The organism is Paenarthrobacter aurescens (assembly GCF_025421775.1).
Lineage (GTDB): Bacteria > Actinomycetota > Actinomycetes > Actinomycetales > Micrococcaceae > Arthrobacter > Arthrobacter aurescens_B.
The window spans coordinates 284,607-303,243 of record NZ_JAOEFX010000007.1 but is presented as its reverse complement, the minus strand read 5'-3'; the positions used below and the strand labels follow the sequence as shown (position 1 = coordinate 303,243).

Here is an 18,637-nt window from a genome sequence, read left to right as displayed (position 1 = left end):
GAACCCGGAAGCTAAGACCCACAGCGCCGATGGTACTGCACCCGGGAGGGTGTGGGAGAGTAGGACACCGCCGGACAACCATTAACGGCAGAGCCCCGACCACGACGGTCGGGGCTCTCCCCATTTAAACCACCACACCCGAAAACCCCCGCAACCGGATCAATCCCAGAGCGGCGGCTGACGGGTCATCTGGCACCGTCAGCCGCCGCTGCCTGGGGGCGCTTCAGTTCCAGAACCTGCCAAGCTGACCGGCAAGGGCCCTGGCCTGTGCGAAACCGGCACGCGCGGCGGCCGGTCGCAGAGACAGGTCCATCGCATTCACACCGAACAGATGCTCGGATTCACCGTCCGGGAAGACTGTTGCCACCTGACTGCCGGTGGCCTGCAGCGCATGGACCTGTGCTGCGAGGTGCATGCCCCATTCCAAGGGAGTCCGTGTCCGGCCCCCGAATGGTGACAGCACCAATACCCGGGAGTATCCGGCCGCCAGATCCGCATTCTCGGCGTTTGCCCGGTAACCACCGTCGATGTATTGGTTGTCGCCGATACTGTAGGCGAAACCGCTGGCGCAGCTGGCGGCCACGGCGTCCACCAGCTCCACTCCGCTGAGGCGGTCGAAAACGACCGGTTCACCGGTGTGGGCATTGACAGCTGTGAGGAGCACCGTTCGTTCCGGCCACTCCGGACGTGGCAGCCGGGTTGCGACGGTTGCCCGCCACCGTGCACTGGAGCCTTCCATGGCCGCAGCCATGTCGATTGCTGCTGCGCCCAATCTGCGGCGCATATCCGCCATATCCGCAGCAGCATCCATGATGGCGCCGGTCCGCTCCATATGGTCCATCACAGGCCTCGCGGCGTCGCGTCCTGCGTCGGTTCCTGCCCGGCCGGCGGTTCTTGGCAGGGCTGCGGCTTTGGGCGGGACTGCGGCAAGGGTGGCCTCAAAGAGCTCGGCCGGTGTGGCTCCGGCCAGCTGGGCTGCAGCGGTGGACCCCGCTGATGTACCGATGGTGAGGTCTGCAGTGGTAACGTCCAGCCCGGCATCGAAGAGGCCGGCGATGATTCCGATCAGCCACGCATTGCCTGTGGATCCGCCGCCGCCCAGGACCAACGCCCGTTGAGCCGTGACCGGTTCAGGGGCGACGGAGCCGGCGTCGGCCTCCGGCTGGGACTGGTCCGGCCCCGGTAGTGCGGATGCCGCCGTCGGGTTGGCGCGGAGTGATGAAGAAGTTGATGTATTCAAGGGAGTCGCCTTTCGCGAAGTGCGTGACGGACGCTCCCAGTGGCGACTGGCTCAGTCGCGGGATCGTGGACTGCAGGGAGCGCCCACTGTGGATACTGCTTTCATGGGTCTCACCTCCTGCAAAAAGTTCACGATCACCGGAAAAGCTATCACCCCGTTGACCACTCCGCAATCGTCGTAGCAGCCGCAGGTAGAGTCTGGGGATGAGTCTCACCCGACAGATCTCCCTGGGCGGGGGCGGCGAACAACTGTACCTGCGCCCTCTTGAGCTTTCAGATGCCACAGAATTGGCCGCTGCCTACCTGCGGAACCGTGGACATTTAGCGCCGTGGGAGCCCACCCGGAGCGAGGAGTTCTTCACCGTGGCTGGCCAGGAAGCTGCGATCCGGGCCAAGGTTGACCAGTATGCGGCGGGCAACGAAGTGCCGTGGGTCATCACCGGACGCCGGGGCATCCTGGGGATGATCACACTCACAGGCATCGTCCGCGGACCATTCCTGAACGCCAACCTTGGCTATTGGATTGACGAGGAATGCACAGGCAAGGGCGCGGCGTCAGGTGCGGTTGCCGCCGTCGTAACCATGGCCACGAAGGAGCTCGGCCTTCACCGGATCCAAGCCGCGACGTTGCTCCACAACGCAGCGTCCCAAGCAGTCCTCAGGCGGTGTGGCTTCGAGCGGATCGGCCATGCGTCGTCGTACCTTCAGATCGCGGGGGAGTGGCAGGACCACTTTTTGTTCCAGCGCATACTGTTCTGACGGGGCATAACAATGAGTCACGGCCAACGCCGTAGGGTACGCCAAGGGCGTAAAGCACCCCTAAAAACCGCGAAAATCCGGTGATTTTGGTCAAAAAGGCGCGGAAACACGCGGAATTTGCTGGCCATGCCAGCCCAAGCTGGTAAGTTTTCGAACAGTGGCTTGCTCGCATTCCGCTTGAAAGCTCAAAAACGTATGAGTCCAGGAGGACGTAAATGGCTAAGAACCGTAGTGAACTCGTTGCAGAGGTAGCAGGCAAGGCTGGCACCAGCCAGGCAGCAGTCAACTCCGTGCTCGATGCACTGTTCGAAGTTTTCGAGACTTCTGTCGCCGCCGGCGAAAAGATCACCATCCCGGGCTGGCTCGCAGTTGAGCGCACCGACCGTGCAGCTCGCACCGGCCGCAACCCGCAGACCGGCGAAACCATCCAGATCGCAGCTGGCCACAGCGTCAAGCTGACCGCTGGTTCCAAGCTGAAGGCTGCTGTCGCCAAGAAGAAGTAACTACTCTTCGGCGAACGCCTTGAAGGGACGGCAACCTGACGGTTGCCGTCCCTTTTGCTTTTAGTTAATGCACATAGCGACCCTCCCGATTCGCAGCCCGGCGACAGGTAGCGGACAATGGATAGGTGCCATCAGCAAGAAGTTCCGCAACTGCCCCTTCGTCTGCTCCTAAGCCGGGAGCGCGGGGAGGCAATACAGTCGCGGGGATTTCCCTCCCATGGCAACTGGCCGGTCTGGCGGTTCTCTTCCTGGCTCTTGCAGCAGCCCTGATCTTCTCCGGCGCCTCTGCAGCCCGGCAGGTTTCCGACCCTGGTGCTTTGGTTCGGTGGGGCCTGCCTTTCGCGAAGGCCATCCATAACGTCTCCGTGGCGACTGTGGTTGGTGGCCTGATCTTCGCCGTGGGCATCCTTCCTAAGAACCTCGGCGGATCGCGGTCCCGAGAGAAGGACGTTGACGCACCCGAACACCCGGCGTTCGCCCGGGCATTGGCCGTTGCCGCCGCAGCCGGGGCAGCATGGACTTTGTCTGCCGTCGCGGTTCTTGTCTTGACCTATGCGGACGTCGCCGGGCAGGGACTCTCCGGAGATGCCGAGTTCACTCGTTCGCTGGTGTATTTCATGACCGACATCGAGACCGGCAAGGCCTGGCTTGCGGTCACCATCATCGCGGCCGTTGTCACCACTGCGCTGTTCGGGGTCCGATCGTTGACCGGGCTGGCGTTCACGCTGGTGCTGGCCCTCATCGGCCTCATTCCTACAGCCTTGATCGGGCACTCGTCGAGCTCCAGCGACCACGAAGGCGCCATCAATTCCTTGGGGCTCCACCTGGTGGGCGTCTCCACCTGGGTAGGCGGCATCATTATGCTCGCGGTCCTTTCCGGCATCCTCACAGGTTCCAGGGGCAAGGGAATTCAGGACATCACCGAGCAAACCCTCAGGCGCTTCTCGTCGTTGGCCGGCTTCGCCTTTGTCCTGGTGTTCGCTTCAGGTGTTATTAACGCCGCTATCCGCGTTACCAACCCTGCCGACCTCTTCGGCTCTCCTTACGGCCAACTCATCGTCGCGAAGTCGCTGGCCACGCTGGTGCTGGGTGGCATCGGCTTCATGCACCGACAGTGGGTCATCCCACAGCTTGGCAAGAACGGTTCCATGTCTGCCCGCCGGGTGCTGTGGCAGCTGGTTTTGGTTGAGCTGCTGGTCATGGGCGCGACGTCGGGACTTGCCGTTGCGCTCGGACGCTCGGCACCGCCCCAGCCCACCACCTACGCACCTGATGCCTCGCCGTCGTTCATCCTTTCGGGCTATGAACTGCCGCCCGAACTCACGCCGGAACGCTGGCTCACTGAATGGCGCTTTGACTGGCTGTGGGTAGGAGTTGCGCTGTTCGGCGCTGTTTCCTACATCATGGGTCTGGTCAAAGTTCGCCGGCGCGGAGACAAATGGTCCTGGTTCCGGACCGTGAACTGGATGATCGGCCTGGTGGTGCTCACCTACATCACCTCTGGACCGCCCGCCGTGTACGGCCGTGTGCTGTTCTCTGCACACATGGTGGACCACATGGCCCTCACCATGGTGGCCCCGATCTTCCTGGTCCTTGGTGCCCCCGTGACCCTTGCGTTGCGCGCACTGCCGGCCAGGGGCGAAGGTGTCCATGGTTCACGCGGCTTGCGCGAGTGGCTGCTGCTGTTCGTGCACTCCAGGTTCTCGCAGATCGTGACGCACCCGTTGTTCGCCGCTGCCAACTTCGCGGGCTCCATTGTCCTCTTTTACTACTCGGACCTCTTCGGCCTGGCAATGCGCGAGCATGTGGGCCATGAGCTCATGAACGTGCACTTCCTGCTGACCGGCTACATTTTTGTGCTGAGCATGATCGGGAGCGATCCTCTTCCACGCCGGGCTCCCTACCCGATGCGCCTGCTTCTCCTGCTGGCCACCATGGGCTTCCATGCCTTCTTCGGCGTAGCCATCATGGGTGGCACCGGCCTGCTTGCAGCCGACTACTTCGGAAACCTGGGCCGGGCCTGGGGTCCGTCGGCCATCGGAGACCAGCAACTGGGCGGCGCCGTGGCGTGGGGCATCGGCGAAGTACCCACTTTGCTGGTGGCTATCGGTGTGGCTGTGATGTGGTCCCGTTCTGACGAACGGGAGACCCGCCGGGTGGATCGGGCAGCCGACAGGAATAACGACGCCGATCTCAGTGCTTACAACGATATGTTTGCCCGGCTCGCTGACCGCGATGCCAAGCTGGCAAACCGCACTGCCCAACCATCCAGGACGGCCCCGGCCGAACGCACCAACGCCGAACGCACCAACGCCGACCCTGCGGGGCAGACTGAACCACACACCAAGCTGGAAGGACGCTGATGAGCGAAACCGTACGTACCCAACACCGGGTCCGGGCCTCCGAACTGGAGGGCCGCGGCTGGCTCAACACGGGCGGCAAATCCCTGGATCTTGAGTCCCTGCGCGGAAAGATCGTGCTGCTCGACTTCTGGACTTTCTGCTGCATCAACTGCCTGCACGTGCTGGATGAGCTGCGCCCCCTTGAGGAAAAGTACTCGGATGTCCTGGTGACAGTCGGCGTGCATTCGCCCAAATTCGAGCATGAGGCTGATCCTGTAGCTCTGGCGTCCGCCGTTGAGCGCTACGAAATCCACCACCCAGTGCTCGATGACCCGGAGCTCGCCACCTGGAAGGCCTACACGGCCCGAGCATGGCCCACCTTGGTGGTGGTGGACCCTGAGGGCTACATCGTGGCCCACCTTTCCGGTGAGGGCCACGCTGACGGCCTCGCTGTCCTGCTGGAGGAACTCGTTGCCGAGCACGAAGCGAAGGGAACCCTCCACCGCGGCAACGGCCCGTACGTGGCCCCGGTGCCGACGTCGGGCACTTTGCGCTTCCCCGGTAAGGCAACGCAGCTCACCAACGGCAACTACCTGGTAGTGGACTCCGGCCATCACCGCTTGGTGGAGCTCCGCCCGGACCTGGAAACTGTGGAGCGCGTCATCGGCTCCGGTACCAAGGGATACCTGGACGGACAGTCGGAGATCGCACAGTTCAACGAACCGCAAGGTGTGACACTGCTGCCGTCAGAGCTCGCGTGGAAGCTGGGCTACGACGCCGTAGTAGCCGATACTGTGAACCACCGACTGCGTGGCGTGACGCTCAGCTCGGGTTACGTCCAGACGCTCGCGGGCAATGGCGTTCAGCGACTGCTGGACACCGGCCCGGCCCGCGTCACCGATACGGGCGCCGGCACTTGGTCTGAACACCACGACGGCGGTCCGGCTGACTTCGCTGCCGACGCCATCGACGTCGGGTCGCTGGGTCTTGGTACCGAGGTGTCCCTGTCCTCACCGTGGGACGTGGTATGGAGTGAGAAGCTGCAGCGCGTTGTCATCGCCATGGCGGGAACCCACCAGATCTTCGCCTTCGACCCCCTGGCCAACGAGGTCTCCATCCTCGCCGGCTCCGGGCTTGAGGGCCTGCTTGATGGCAAGGCGGAAGAAGCCTGGTTTGCCCAGTCGTCCGGCCTGGCCATCGACGGCGAAGACAACATCTGGGTGGCTGACTCGGAAACGTCGTCCCTGCGTCGCCTGGTGGTCAGCGATTCCGGTGTGACCGTGGAAACCGCCGTCGGCAAGGGCTTGTTCGATTTCGGGTTCCGCGACGGCAAGGCCGGCGATGCCCGCCTGCAGCACCCCCTGGGTGTTACGGTGCTCCCAGATAACTCCGTAGCCATCGCGGACACTTACAACGGTGCCGTTCGCCGGTATGACCCCGCCACCAAGTCTGTATCCACGTTGGCGAGGGGCCTCGCTGAGCCAAGTGACGTGGTCGTGGTTCAGGTGGAAGGCAGCGACCCGTTGCTGATCGTGGTGGAGTCGAACAAGCACCAGCTGGTGCTGGTGCCGATCCCCAAGGAAGCCCAGCAGGTGGATGAGGGCGCGTCGCAAACACACCGGCCAAAGAGCCCGGTCACGCCAGGGAAATTGGAGCTCGCAGTCCGCTTCAAGGCTCCCACCGGCCAAAAGCTTGACGACCGTTGGGGCGATCCCACACAGCTCAAGATTTCCGCCACCCCGCCGGAACTGCTGGTCTCCGGAGGAGGCACGTCCGTGGGCCTGCTGCGCACCATTGAGCTTTCCGCAGACGTGCCTGAAGGTATCCTCCACATCACGGCCCGTGCGGCCGCATGCGATGGACCCGAGACCGAGGACGGCGAAATCCCGGACCACGCAGCATGCCACCTCTACCAGCAGGATTGGGGCATCCCCGTGATCCTGCAGGCTGACGGTGAATCCGAATTGGTGCTGGACCTGCGCGGCATGGACTAAGCCTTACCAGCGGGAATGGCCCGGTGCGCCCCCTCAGCGGGGGTTGCCTGGGCCATTTTCATGCTCTCAGCCTGATCAACCTCAGCCTGATCAACCTCAGCCTGATCAACCTCAGCCTGATCAACCTCGGCCTGGCCAAACCTGGGCCTGCTTGGGCTGGGCGTGCATGGGGCCGAATGTTGGGCCAGCGCGGCTAGAACGTCAGCAGCGGGGTGACCGTCACGGTATCGGCGCCTACGTCCAACTGCGTGGTGAAGCTGAAATCGTGCTCCACATTGAGGTCGTTGACGAACCCGGTGAACAGGTTGATCTCCCGGGCGGTGAGCGTGGCCTTGCCGTTGAGGGGAGCCACCACCCATTTACCGCCGAAGGGTTCGATGGTGATCTTCGGGTACTCGGTGATGGCCCACTTGATGGTTCCGTCAACAACGCGGGCGTTGCTGGCGTGATAGAACGGGCAATCGGGCTGAAGCCGCTGCTGCTCGGTGGCTTGGGCGGCACACGTGTCCAGAAATTCCCGGACCTTGCCGGCGACTGCCTCGTTCATGGACTTCGTGGACCGGGTCTGAAGGTTCAGGGGTGCCTCGCCGCCGTCGCGCGTGGTTACGAGGGCCGAGGTGGCGGGGGCTTCAAAGAAGGTCCCGTTCAGGCTTGCTTCGTACTTGCCCGGGAAGAACACAGCGAAGGTGTTCCGGCCGTTGGGCATATTCACCGGCACGCCGTTGAGGGTGGCTTCACTGGCGTTGACCACGGTGACGTCAATAGTCGGCAGGGTAGTGGGTACGAACGCCCATTTGGCGAAGAACAGCCACTGGGTCCCGGTCCGCTCCATCAGGAACTCGGTATGGAGTTTGCTGCCGTCAAGGGTGTAATCGACAGGCACAGCCATCCGGTTGCTGCCACGCGATTCGGGGTTTCCCACCTTGACGTCGGACATCTTGGAAGCGGCCGTTTGCAGGGCCGTACCGTCCAGCATGGCAGGGTTTGCGCTGGGGACTTTGGCGCGCAGGAGGCCCAAGGCTTCTTCGCCTTCGCCCTTCTGTAGTGCTTCCAGATACTCCCTAACGGGCTGCTGAGGACTGGCTACGGACGAGCTCACAAGGTTGATGCAAACGATCGCCCCGGCGGCAGCAAGCATCAGACCGAGCAGCCATCCGGCTGCGGTCTTGACGAACGCTTGACTCAACTGCACGCCCTTTACGTTACCTGCCGCTGCAGCAATCACCGTGCAGGAAGGCCTCGGAATGACATATATCCACCGTTTGGAGAAGGCCCGACGGCGGGTGGCAGCAAGCATTGTTGCCACCCGCCGTCGTGGTTCAGCCAGTCAAACAGGACTAGCGTCGGCGCCGGGAGGACGTGCCGAAGACCCCGCGCATAAGGTCGCGGCCCAGCTGCGTGCCCATGGACCGGACCATGCTCTTCAGCCCACCACCCAGTGCTCCACCGAGGGCGCCGGCGATGTCACCGAACATACCGTCCTGTTGCGGAGCTTGTTGCGGAGCTTGTTGCGGAGCTTGTTGCGGAGCGGGTACCGGAGCGGGCGGTGCCGGGTACTCGGGCGCCGGTGCGGAGGAGGGCCGGGAGCTGGGACGGCCCAGTATTTCTTCCTCGATGCGGCGCGCTTCAGCGTCGATGTCGGTCTGGGAAGAGCCTGAGGAGGCTGGTACGGGTGGCAATCCCGGTGCAGCGTCTCCCGTGGGGACGGCAGCCTGGCCGTTCAACTTCTCGTAGGCCGAGAGGTTGTCCACTGCGGTGCCGTACTTAGCGAGGAGCGAAGACGCGGCCACGGTGCTGAGGATCAGGTCATCGGCGCTTGGACCCATGACGGACTCGGGAGCGCGCAGGCGCGTCAATGCTACCGGCGTGGGAGCACCCTTCTCATTCATGACGGTGATGACGGCCTCGCCGATGCCGGCGGACGTGAGGGTTTCTTCGAGGTCGTAGTCGCTGACAGGGAACGTGGACACTGTCGCCTTCAAAGCCTTGGCGTCTTCGGGTGTGAAGGCGCGCAGGGCGTGCTGCACGCGGTTGGCCAGCTGGCCCAGGACATCAGCAGGAACATCCTTGGGTGTCTGGGTAACGAAGAAGATGCCCACCCCCTTGGACCGAATGAGCCGGACCGTGGTGGTGATGGCTTCCAGGAAAGCCTTGGAAGCACCGTTGAAGAGCAGGTGGGCCTCGTCCAGGAAGAAGACGAGCTTGGGCTTGTCCAGGTCGCCGGCTTCGGGCAGGTCTTCGAACAGGTCAGCAAGCAGCCACATCAGGAACGTGGAGAACAGCAGGGGCTTGGTCTGCAGCGTGGGGAGCTCAAGGCAGCTGATGACGCCGCGGCCATCCGGGGCCGTGCGGAGGAGCTCAGCGGTGTCGAACTCGGGCTCGCCGAAGAACTTCTCCATGCCCTGGGCCTCGAGGGTGACCAGCTCACGCAGGATCACTCCCGCCGTGGCCTTGGAGAGTCCGCCAAGGTTGGCCAGTTCGGCCTTGCCTTCGTCCGAAGTGAGGAACTGAATGACGGCGCGGAGGTCCTTGAGGTCGATCAGCTCCAGGTTGTTCTTGTCCGCGAAGTGGAAGATCAGCTGGAGGCTGGATTCCTGGGTGTCGTTGAGGTCCATGATGCGGGAAAGCAAAATAGGGCCGAACGAGGTAATGGTGGCGCGGACCGGGATCCCGTGGCCGTCGCCGCCCAAGCTAAGGAATTCGACCGGGAAGTTCTTGGCCTGCCACTGCTGACCGAGTGCTTCGGTGCGTGCCGTCAGCTTCTCACTGCCGGTTGCCGGTGTGGCCAACCCGGACAGATCACCCTTGATGTCCGCAAGGAAAACAGGAACACCCGCCGTCGAAAGCTGTTCTGCAATCATGTGCAGCGTCACCGTCTTGCCGGTGCCCGTAGCGCCGGCCACCAAGCCGTGCCGGTTCATCATGGCGAGCGGGAGCCGGACTTGGGCCTCTTTGTGGATTTCACCGTCCACGATCGCGGCTCCCAGCTCGATGGTGGCACCTTCCAGGGTGTACCCCTGCTGGATGGTGGCGAGTTTTTCGGCAGTGGTTTTGTTGGCCATGCGCATAGCTTAGCTGTGCGCGGCAAGATCCTTGCTGAATGCCAAATGCTTGATTTCCTCGGGGTCTGCGGCGAGATCGAACAGTGCTTTGTAGCCTGTGGCGAGGTAAAGGTTTTTGGCCTCCGGCTGGCGTGGTCCGGTGGTGAGGTACAGCTTCCTGTAGCCCCGCCGTCGAGCCTCATTCTCCAGTTCCGTCAGGACCAAGCGTGCCAGCCCGCGGCGCCGATGGGCCGAATGGGTCCAGATCCGCTTGAGCTCGGCAGTGTGTTCGTCGTAGCGGCGGAATGCGCCGCCGGCCACGGACTCGCCGTCTTCCTGGAGGATGATCAGCGCGCCGTGCGGGGCCTCGAATTCCTCTGCGGGGTACCGGTTCAGTTCCTCGGCTGCTCCGCCGGTACCGAACAGGTTCCCGTAGCGGGTTTCGTATTCGACGGCGAGCTCGTCCAGGAGCGGGCGAACGCGGGGATCGCGCATGGGCAGGCTGAGGACGGTCAGGCCCGACGTCGGCAGGGTTGGCGTTGTGGTCATGTCAGGCCTTTCGTAGGTGGAACCCAGGCAGGTAGCAGGTGAGGCCGTTTTGAGGGCTCAGAACGGCGTCAACTGCGACTCAGTTGGGTGGGTGGCAGCGACTGTGGACAGGATCCTTCGCGCCAGGGCGTCGTTCTCCCGGAAGGGGGCTGCGTTGGTGTTGGGCCGTGCGAACGCCCCCGCGCCCCAGCCCGATGTCCACGGACCCACCGCGAACAAACCCCTCTGGGAAGTACCAACAGGGGAGAGTACCTCGTGATTCCCGGAGACCAGGAGTTTCCCGGTGGAGTGGGCGCCCTCGGAGGTGAGGAGCCGCTGTTCGGTGCCCAGTCCGGCGTCGTGCAGGTCAGCCAAAGCGGGGTTGGCGGAACGCTCAACGGAAGCGGAAGGCAACCGCGCCTCGATATACGCGGACGCGTCCACCACCCCCGGCGACTGAAACGAACCGGCCACGAACCGGCCCACGGCATCATCGGCGCGGACCCACATCCCGGGGCCCAGGAATTTCAGGAAACCTGCCCGGTGCAGCGCCAGCATTTCGCGGAGGCGGTGCGAGGGCGGTCCCGAGTCGACGAAGCTGAAGAACCCGTGCCACCACCCGTGGATGGCCTGCTGGGATCGTGCGTTGAGCCGCTCCTGCGGAACCAAACGCCCGAGGTCCATGTACACGAACAAGAGAGCCGTGAAGAGGGCCAGGGTTTCGGAGTGGTCCGGGCTGGTGCGGAGGTTCAGGTCGTTCTGGATGTATGCGGCAACAGAGCGCTGGACGGTGTCGTGGTCCGCGAAAGCGCAACCACTCAACGGGTGGTCCAGATTCTCGAGGTCCAGGCGAAGGGCAGAATCCGGCACGGAGAAGTTGACCAGATCTTCCCTGGCGGCGCTGTACCAGTCGACGGTATCGAACCTCGACTCGAAGCTGGTCCATGTCCCCAGGACCCGCGACGGGTAGCCGGTGAACAACTCGCGGTAGTAGGCGTAGCCGGCATCCTTGGCGATCAGCGGCCACAGGTGCTTGCGGAAATCGAGTTCCTGGTGCTCGGCGAGGAGCGCATCAATGGCTTCTGCGGTGAAGTATCGCGGACGGGCGATCGGCTCCCCCCGGAGAACGGAGGAGATCTTGGAGTGGTACGGCACACCACGCCGGGACCCCGCCCAGACCCGCGGTTCGGCGCCTGACGGCACGTAGTCCAGTTCGCCGTCGGGCCTTTCTTCAAAGCGGCCGCCGCGGCCCTCGAAAAGCAGCACCAGCAAGTCCACGAATGCCAGCCCCATCCCGGCAACGATCACGTCCTGGCCGGGTTCAATGGCGGAGTAGTCCACGTCCGTGGTGTACGACGGCGGCGCATGGAACCCACCGTGCCGGGCAGCGAACCCGGTGAGTCGCGCGGATTCGGGGTCGGGCAAGGAATCTGTGTGGCCCAGCGCGTAGACCACGACGTCGGCGACCACCTCGGTGCCGGAAGCGAGCCGCACGCGGTGCGGACCGTCGTCGTGCCCTCCGCCGGAAGCAGCTGAGACTGCGGTGGCCGTTTCGCGATGCACCGTCACGGTGACCTCAGGGCCGAGGGCGCTGACGGCCCGGCCGAAGAACCACTCAAGGTACTTGCTCTGGAGTTGCCGGGTGGGAAAGGACGCCGGTGTCAGCGAGCGGAGCTGCGCGAGCAGATGCGGCTCGAATGAGGGAACGTCCCGGATGCTGCCGTCCAGCACCCCAGCGGCCCATGTGGAAAGGCCGGGGCCGTCCACCGACGGCCCGTCGCAGGCCACCGAGGAATCAGTGAACATGGTGACGTCCGCAGCGGTTGAGTTCAGCAGCAAGCCCGGGCTCTGGTCATAGCGCCAGATCCTCCCGGACCCCGGCTGGTGGGGTTCGATGACGTGGATGTGCAGAGGTCCGTCGAACAGTACGGGGCGGTTGGCGGCAAGCCGTTCGAGGACGCCGGCCGTGCGCGGGCCGCCGCCAACGAAGGCGATCGCGGGAACTCGTGACGGCATGGGATCTCCTGAATGGCAGTGGTTGGTGATGCCCAATCTAGGGACGTTGAGGCATGCCGGTCGAGGCGGTGGTAACCGCCGTTCACCACGCGTCACGCAACGTTAAGGCACGCAAAATCCCGACTCATATGGCGCCTCATGAAGGCGATTGTGACGCCGTGCGAACTCCGGCGAAGCCCCGCGAAGTCCAGTGAAGAAGTGCAAATTCCTGCCTTGCTGCCGGGTTTCGCGCGGCCCTAGATTGGCAGCCATCCGATAGACAACAACCGATCTGAAATGAGGTGGCGCATGAGTGCAATCGCACCGCCTGCCACGGCGGACACTGCACCGCCCACCCCGGATTACTCCGAGTACAAGCTGGTTCCGGCCCGGCACCCCTGGCGATGGGTTGGCACCGTCCTGGTGGCGGCCGGCGTCGCGGCCATTGCCTGGTCGCTGGTCACCAACCCGCGTTGGGAGTGGGGTGTGGTGGCCGAGTGGTTCACCGCCCAGTCGGTAGTCAACGGGCTTATCGAGACACTCAAGCTCACGGCCATCTCCGGTGTCCTGGGCTTCGTCCTCGGTTTCATCCTGGCCCTCATGCGCCTGTCCGCTTCGCCGCTGCTGGTCTCCGTGTCCTGGACGTTCTCCTGGATCTTCCGCTCCACGCCGCTGCTGGTCCAGCTCCTGCTTTGGTACAACCTGGGCTATCTCTACGAAAAGATCAGCCTGGGCATCCCGTTCACGGACGTCCGCTTCTTCGAAGCCCAGACCACCACGCTCATCAGCCAGTTTGCCGCTGCAGTCCTGGGCCTCACGCTGAACCAGGCGGCCTACTCCGCGGAGATTATCCGCGGCGGCATCCTCTCAGTTGACCAGGGCCAGCTCGAGGCCGCCTCGGCTTTGGGCATCCCGGCGTGGAAGCGTTCCACCAGGATTGTGCTGCCCCAGGCCATGCGCGCCATCCTGCCCAACGCGTTCAACGAGATCATCGGCCTGGTCAAGGGCACCTCGATTGTCTACGTGCTGGCCTACTCCGAACTCTTCTACACGGTCCAGGTCATCTACAACCGGACCCAGCAGGTGCTTCCGCTGCTGCTGGTGGCCACGCTCTGGTACGTGGTGATCACCTCGGTGCTGAGCGTCTTCCAGTACTACATCGAACGGCACTTTTCCAAGGGCGCCCTGCGGACCCTGCCGCTCACTCCGTTGCAGAGGGCCCGGAAGTTCTTCACCACCCACGTTGCTGCCACTCCCACGAAGGACGCCCGATGAGCATCATTGCCGCACGCAAGGAATCCACACCGACTGCACACGTCGCAGACGAACCCCACGCTGAAGCTTCGGCGGGCGATTCGGCCGGAACTGCCCCAGTCGCCACCCGCGGCCAGGTGGACATCACCAACGTCCGGAAGTCCTTCGGAGCCACCGAGGTCCTGAAGGGTGTCTCCCTGTCCGTTCCTCCGGGCGGCGTCGCCGTGATCGTCGGTCCGTCCGGCTCTGGCAAGTCCACCCTGCTGCGCACCATCAACCACTTGGAAAAAGTCGACGGCGGCTACATCACCATCGATGGCGAATTGGTGGGCTACGAGGTCCGCGGTAACAAGCTCCATGAACTGCGTGAAAAGGACATCCTCAAACAGCGCACCAACATCGGCATGGTGTTCCAGAGTTTCAACCTGTTCCCGCACCTCACCGCGCTGGAGAACGTCATCGAGGCTCCCATCGTGGCCCAAAAGCGTTCCAAGGCCGAAGCCCGGAAGCGCGGGCTGGAACTCCTGGACCGGGTGGGCCTGAAGGACCGTGCAGACGCCTACCCGCGCCAGCTGTCCGGAGGCCAGCAGCAACGCGTGGCGATTGCCCGGGCGCTGGCACTTGATCCCAAGATCCTGCTCTTCGACGAGCCCACCTCGGCCCTGGACCCGGAACTCGTCAACGAGGTCCTGGACGTCATCCGTGAACTCGCCAAGTCCGGCACCACGCTGATCGTGGTCACCCACGAGATGGGCTTCGCCAGGGACGTCGCAGACACCGTGGTGTTCATGGACCAGGGGCAGATCGTCGAGTCCGGAACACCCCAGGACATCTTCGCCAACCCCCGCGAGGAACGCACCCGAAGCTTCTTTTCCAAAGTCATCGAACCAGCTTTCAACATCTAGGACACCCCATGCTTCGCACTACCCGCGCTTTCGCCGCCACTTCCAAAACCAAGCTTTTGGCACTCGCTGTACTTCCCGCCGTCGTGCTTCCTGCGCTGGCCGGATGCTCCGATCCCGGGGCGTCGGCTGCCAAGCCGGAGTCGGAAGCCGCGAAGAACGGCATCGTCTACAACACTTCCGTGGACCAGAACCGGATCCGCGCTGAGAAGGACACCGCCGCCGCCGGCGCTGTCCCCGCAACGATCGCCAAGGACGGCAAGCTGACAGTGGCCACCACTGCGGGCTCCATCCCGTTGTCCTTCCACGCCACCGACGACAAGACGCCGATCGGTGTGGAGGTGGACATCGCCCAGCTGGTTGCCGACAAGCTGGGCTTGGAGCTGGACCTGCAGGTGACGTCGTGGGAGAACTGGCCGCTGAAGACCCAGTCCGGCGACTTCGAGGCAGTCTTCTCCAACGTGGGCATCAACGCAGCCCGCGTGAAACTGTTCGACTTCTCCACCTACCGCGCCGCCTACATGGGCTTCGAAGCGAAGAAGAGCTCCAGCTACGACATCAAGGGCTCGGATGACGTTTCCGGCCTGAAGGTCTCCGTGGGCTCGGGCACCAACCAGGAAAAGATCCTGCTGGCGTGGAACAAGGAACTCGAAGCCAAGGGCAAGGCGCCGGCCACGCTCCAGTACTACTCGTCCGACGCCGACACCATCCTGGCGCTCTCCTCAGGTCGTACCGACTTGAACCTGGCGCCGTACCCCTCCGTGACCTACCGCGAGAACACCCGCGACGACCTCAAGGTTGTGGGCAAGGTCAACGCCGGATGGCCGGCTGAGACTCTGGTTGCTGCCACGACGCTCAAGGGCAACGGATTGGCTCCGGCGATCACCGACGCCCTGAACTCCACCATCAAGGACGGCTCCTACGGCAAGGTGCTGGAACGCTGGGGCCTCTCCGAGGAAGCCGTCCCGGAGTCCAAGACCGTCACCGAAGCGACGTTTGGGACCCCGGCCGGGACCACCAAATGAAGTTCCAGGTCCTTGACATCATCCCTCACCTGAAGAACCCGGTGACGGGAGAGATCGTCTCCACCGCCGACCGGCTGAACCAGGTGGTGGAAACGGCGCGCCGGGCCGAGGATCTCGGCTTCGACAGCTTCTCCGTGGGGGAACGGCACGCCGGCGAGTTCGTCTCGTCCTCCCCGACGACGGTCCTCGCCGCGATCGCCGCCGTCACCAGCCGCATCCGCCTGCAGACCGGCGTCACCGTGCTCTCCGTCCTTGACCCGGTACGGGTGGCCGAGGATTACGCCACCATCGACCAACTGAGCCGTGGCCGCCTGGAACTGGTGATCGGCAAAGGCAACGAGGTGCTGCAGTATCCGCTCTTCGGCCTGTCCCTGGACGAGCAGTGGGACCTGCTCGCCGAGAAGTACGGGCTGCTGCGCACGCTGTGGCGGAAGGAAAGCGTGACGTGGTCGGGCAGCTTCAGGCCCGCGCTCATCGAACCAACCACGACGACGCCACGCCCCTTCGCGGGATCGCCTCGGATTTGGCATGGCTCGGCTACAACCCTGACGTCCGCTGCGCTCGCCGCCAAGTGGGGGGATCCGCTGTTCACGGCCAACGCCATCCAACCGCGGGAAAACTACAAGGTCCTGATCGATCACTACCGCGAAGAGTACGAGCGCCACGGCCATGATCCACGGCACCAGTACCTGGGTTCGGGCAGCGGTGCTGGGGGCGTGTTCATCGCGGACACCACCCAGGAAGCCATCCGCCAGTACGGTCCGGTCTATGAAGGACTGACCGCCAGCCGGAATGTCCCTGGCAACAACTCGCCGTTCCGGGACATCCAGCACGCAGTGGCCGAGGGGCCGGCCTTGGTGGGCAGTCCGGAGCAGGTGATCGACAAGATCCTCAGCTACCACTCGCTGTACGGCCACGACCTCCAGTCGATCTCCCTGCCCACCACGCTGCCGTTCGAACAGCAGCTGGAGATCCTGGAACGCTTCGCGCAGGAGGTCATCCCGGCCGTCCGGGCTTCAGCGCCGAGCACACTCTGGGAATCCAGCGATCCGTTCGGCGGCCGCCCGGAGTTTGCCGGGGCTACCGAACCGGACGCGGCAGCAGCAGTTACCGCCGATCACGCCTTCAACAGGACGGACAACGCCAATGTCTACGCACACTAAAAGCGCTACGCACACCGCAACCGGCTTGGAAGCCTTCGACGAGGAATGGCAGCAGTGGCACGACGCCCACGAGCGGCACCGGGCCCACCCGCATGGCTTCCTCGCCGTGACCCACCTGCACTGGCTCAGCAGCGACGCAACCCGGCTGGAAGGCGCGCCGGGCACCTGGAGCGCGGATGCCGACGTCGTGCGTGTTGTCCTGGAACCGGGCGAAAGCCTGCAGCAGGACGGAGTGGAACTGAACAACGGCACTCCTGTAGAGCTTGGGCCGATCGAGGAACGTGGCGGGATCAACCTGGTCTCGGGCGACACCGTGATCGAGGTTGCCAAGCGCGGCGGCGAGTACATCGTTCGGCCACGGAACCCGTCGAATCCCTTGTTGCAGGAGTACCAGGGCACGCCCGCCTACACACCCAACGCGGCGTTTGCCGTGGCCGGGACGTTCGTACCTTTCGAGGCGCCCCGCCCCACCACCGTGGGTGCCGCCGTCGAAGGTATCCAGCACGTGTACGAAGCTCCCGGTGAGATCCGCTTCAAGCTGGCCGGCGAGGAACTGGCTCTGACCGCCTTCAACGGTCACGCACCGGGTTCCTTGTCCGTGTTGTTCACCGACCAGACGTCCGGCAAGACCACCTACGCAGCCAACCGCTCGCTGTCCGTGGTTCCTGCCGCGGACGGCTCCGTGCAGCTCGACTTCAATCGGGCCGTGAACCTGCCGTGCGCCTACACCGACCTTGCCACGTGCCCGCTGCCGCCCGCCGAAAACCGGCTGCCCGTGGCCATCGAAGCCGGCGAAAAGACTCCCTACGAACGTCAGGACCAGAAGTGAGTTCCTCCAACCACAACAGGGCCGGGTTCCTGGCCATTGAACTCGACGGCGCCGGGTATGAGAACCTTGCCACCGCCGTCCTCGCCGCCGAGTCCGCAGGATTCCACGTGGCAACCTTCACGGACGGGCGGGTTCCCGGCCGCGCCAACGCCCTGCAGCGTGCCGCGTTCGCCGGCCCCGTCACCCGCACCATCGCGGTGGTTCCGGAAGTCGACACCGTCTACACGGAGCCCTTCCACATCTCCACGCAGCTCGCCAGCCTGGACTACGTCTCCGGCGGTCGGGCCGGGTGGATCGTGACCGCCGCCGAGTCGCCCGAGGCCGCTGTCGCCGTCGGACGTTCTTCCGTCGCCGGCGGGGCGCTGGCGCAGGAAGCTGCAGCGTCCATCGAAGTTGGCCGCCGGTTGTGGGACTCCTGGGAGGACGACGCCGTGATCCGCGATGTCGCCACCGGCCGCTACATCGACGTTGACAAGCTGCACTATGCGGACTTCGAAACCCCGGCCGACTTCCCGGGTCCGGGGTATTCCGTGAAGGGCCCTTCCATCATTCCGAGGCCGCTGCAGGGCCAGTTGCCGGTGCTTGCTGCTGCATCCTTGGTGGGCGATGGCCTGGTTCCGGTTGACGCCGTTGACGCCGTGCTCGTCACCGCGCCGACGCCGGAACTGCTCGCCGCTGAGGTCCGTGACGTGCGCGCCCGGCTGGGCGCGTCGGTGGCTGTCGTGGCAGAGCTCGACGTCGTCCTGGACTCGCGTGGCGAAGCAGCGGTTTCGCGTTCTCTGTCCGCTCAAGAGGACGGCCGCGCGCGGTTTGTCGGCTCTCCCGCGGGTCTCACGGACCTTCTCGACTCCCTCCTCCAAGAGGCCGACGGCGTCCGGCTCCACCCCGCTGCGGTGGACGTGGAGCTGGATGAACTGTCGCGGCTTGTTCTTCCGGAACTGCGCCGCCGAGGTTCATTGCGGGCGCCCATCCAGGACGGCACGTTCCGCGATGTGCTGGGCCTGGGACCGGCAGAGAACCGCTATTCGACGACTGCCGCGGCCGCTGCCGCCGGAAAGTAAGG

Annotated in this window: 15 protein-coding genes and 1 rRNA gene; 11 read left to right on the top strand and 5 right to left on the bottom strand. The window is 64.3% G+C overall.

Annotated elements, in window-relative coordinates; all coding sequences use genetic code 11:
* A 5S ribosomal RNA gene (gene rrf / locus N7568_RS28670) occupies nt 1-76 on the top strand; the annotation flags it as partial.
* Between the two features lie 147 nt (nt 77-223).
* Here rrf and N7568_RS16655 read toward each other — a convergent pair.
* On the bottom strand, nt 224-1,240 hold the full coding sequence (locus N7568_RS16655) for a patatin-like phospholipase family protein (protein ID WP_439898991.1): 1,017 nt from the start codon (nt 1,238-1,240) through the stop codon (nt 224-226).
* Between the two features lie 203 nt (nt 1,241-1,443).
* Here N7568_RS16655 and N7568_RS16650 point away from each other — a divergent pair, with 203 nt between their 5' ends.
* The 4 genes from N7568_RS16650 to N7568_RS16635 all read left to right on the top strand — a co-directional run bounded on the left by N7568_RS16650 (nt 1,444) and on the right by N7568_RS16635 (nt 6,837).
* Nucleotides 1,444-1,998: a GNAT family N-acetyltransferase gene (locus N7568_RS16650; protein WP_261610894.1), complete on the top strand. Its 555-nt coding sequence runs from the start codon at nt 1,444-1,446 to the stop codon at nt 1,996-1,998.
* 215 nt (nt 1,999-2,213) lie between these two features.
* Nucleotides 2,214-2,501: an HU family DNA-binding protein gene (locus N7568_RS16645; protein WP_011776355.1), complete on the top strand. Its 288-nt coding sequence runs from the start codon at nt 2,214-2,216 to the stop codon at nt 2,499-2,501.
* Between the two features lie 125 nt (nt 2,502-2,626).
* Nucleotides 2,627-4,864: a bifunctional copper resistance protein CopD/cytochrome c oxidase assembly protein gene (locus N7568_RS16640; RefSeq protein ID WP_261610893.1), complete on the top strand. Its 2,238-nt coding sequence runs from the start codon at nt 2,627-2,629 to the stop codon at nt 4,862-4,864.
* Nucleotides 4,864-6,837, top strand: coding sequence for an NHL domain-containing thioredoxin family protein (locus N7568_RS16635; RefSeq protein WP_261610892.1), 1,974 nt, complete (start codon nt 4,864-4,866; stop codon nt 6,835-6,837). Before N7568_RS16640 ends, N7568_RS16635 begins: the two co-directional genes overlap by 1 nt.
* Nucleotides 6,838-7,030: 193 nt before the next feature.
* Here N7568_RS16635 and N7568_RS16630 read toward each other — a convergent pair whose 3' ends face one another.
* The 4 genes from N7568_RS16630 to N7568_RS16615 all read right to left on the bottom strand — a co-directional run bounded on the left by N7568_RS16630 (nt 7,031) and on the right by N7568_RS16615 (nt 12,422).
* On the bottom strand, nt 7,031-8,059 hold the full coding sequence (locus tag N7568_RS16630) for a hypothetical protein (protein ID WP_261610906.1): 1,029 nt from the start codon (nt 8,057-8,059) through the stop codon (nt 7,031-7,033).
* A 115-nt stretch (nt 8,060-8,174) separates the two neighbouring features.
* Nucleotides 8,175-9,899, bottom strand: coding sequence for a DUF853 domain-containing protein (locus N7568_RS16625; protein ID WP_261610891.1), 1,725 nt, complete (start codon nt 9,897-9,899; stop codon nt 8,175-8,177).
* A 9-nt stretch (nt 9,900-9,908) separates the two neighbouring features.
* Nucleotides 9,909-10,427, bottom strand: coding sequence for a GNAT family N-acetyltransferase (locus N7568_RS16620; protein ID WP_261610890.1), 519 nt, complete (start codon nt 10,425-10,427; stop codon nt 9,909-9,911).
* A 57-nt stretch (nt 10,428-10,484) separates the two neighbouring features.
* Nucleotides 10,485-12,422: an FAD/NAD(P)-binding protein gene (locus N7568_RS16615; protein WP_261610889.1), complete on the bottom strand. Its 1,938-nt coding sequence runs from the start codon at nt 12,420-12,422 to the stop codon at nt 10,485-10,487.
* Between the two features lie 288 nt (nt 12,423-12,710).
* Here N7568_RS16615 and N7568_RS16610 point away from each other — a divergent pair, with 288 nt between their 5' ends.
* The 6 genes from N7568_RS16610 to N7568_RS16585 are packed head-to-tail and all read left to right on the top strand — an operon-like array spanning nt 12,711 to nt 18,635.
* Nucleotides 12,711-13,676: an amino acid ABC transporter permease gene (locus tag N7568_RS16610; protein ID WP_198318286.1), complete on the top strand. Its 966-nt coding sequence runs from the start codon at nt 12,711-12,713 to the stop codon at nt 13,674-13,676.
* Nucleotides 13,673-14,560, top strand: coding sequence for an amino acid ABC transporter ATP-binding protein (locus N7568_RS16605; protein ID WP_261610888.1), 888 nt, complete (start codon nt 13,673-13,675; stop codon nt 14,558-14,560). The genes N7568_RS16610 and N7568_RS16605 overlap by 4 nt, the downstream gene beginning before the upstream one ends.
* 8 nt (nt 14,561-14,568) lie before the next feature.
* Nucleotides 14,569-15,582, top strand: coding sequence for an ABC transporter substrate-binding protein (locus tag N7568_RS16600; RefSeq protein WP_261610887.1), 1,014 nt, complete (start codon nt 14,569-14,571; stop codon nt 15,580-15,582).
* Nucleotides 15,579-16,745 carry an LLM class flavin-dependent oxidoreductase gene (locus tag N7568_RS16595; RefSeq protein WP_261610886.1) on the top strand — a complete coding sequence of 389 codons (1,167 nt, stop codon included), beginning with the start codon at nt 15,579-15,581 and terminating at the stop codon, nt 16,743-16,745. The genes N7568_RS16600 and N7568_RS16595 overlap by 4 nt, the downstream gene beginning before the upstream one ends.
* Complete coding sequence (locus N7568_RS16590; RefSeq protein WP_261610885.1) at nt 16,729-17,574, top strand: DUF1684 domain-containing protein; 846 nt, start codon at nt 16,729-16,731, stop codon at nt 17,572-17,574. Before N7568_RS16595 ends, N7568_RS16590 begins: the two co-directional genes overlap by 17 nt.
* A complete protein-coding gene (locus N7568_RS16585; protein ID WP_261610884.1) occupies nt 17,571-18,635 on the top strand; it encodes an LLM class flavin-dependent oxidoreductase in 1,065 nt (354 codons plus the stop codon). The genes N7568_RS16590 and N7568_RS16585 overlap by 4 nt, the downstream gene beginning before the upstream one ends.
* The last annotated feature ends 2 nt before the right edge of the window (nt 18,636-18,637 follow it).

What these genes read in the sequence shown, in the direction of transcription:
- N7568_RS16650 (WP_261610894.1), top strand. Translation starts at nt 1,444, where the DNA reads ATGAGTCTCACCCGACAGATCTCCCTGGGCGGGGGCGGCGAACAACTG.
- N7568_RS16645 (WP_011776355.1), top strand. Translation starts at nt 2,214, where the DNA reads ATGGCTAAGAACCGTAGTGAACTCGTTGCAGAGGTAGCAGGCAAGGCT.
- N7568_RS16635 (WP_261610892.1), top strand. Translation starts at nt 4,864, where the DNA reads ATGAGCGAAACCGTACGTACCCAACACCGGGTCCGGGCCTCCGAACTG.
- N7568_RS16625 (WP_261610891.1), bottom strand. Translation starts at nt 9,899, where the DNA reads ATGGCCAACAAAACCACTGCCGAAAAACTCGCCACCATCCAGCAGGGG.
- N7568_RS16620 (WP_261610890.1), bottom strand. Translation starts at nt 10,427, where the DNA reads ATGACCACAACGCCAACCCTGCCGACGTCGGGCCTGACCGTCCTCAGC.
- N7568_RS16615 (WP_261610889.1), bottom strand. Translation starts at nt 12,422, where the DNA reads ATGCCGTCACGAGTTCCCGCGATCGCCTTCGTTGGCGGCGGCCCGCGC.
- N7568_RS16610 (WP_198318286.1), top strand. Translation starts at nt 12,711, where the DNA reads ATGAGTGCAATCGCACCGCCTGCCACGGCGGACACTGCACCGCCCACC.
- N7568_RS16605 (WP_261610888.1), top strand. Translation starts at nt 13,673, where the DNA reads ATGAGCATCATTGCCGCACGCAAGGAATCCACACCGACTGCACACGTC.
- N7568_RS16600 (WP_261610887.1), top strand. Translation starts at nt 14,569, where the DNA reads ATGCTTCGCACTACCCGCGCTTTCGCCGCCACTTCCAAAACCAAGCTT.
- N7568_RS16595 (WP_261610886.1), top strand. Translation starts at nt 15,579, where the DNA reads ATGAAGTTCCAGGTCCTTGACATCATCCCTCACCTGAAGAACCCGGTG.
- N7568_RS16590 (WP_261610885.1), top strand. Translation starts at nt 16,729, where the DNA reads ATGTCTACGCACACTAAAAGCGCTACGCACACCGCAACCGGCTTGGAA.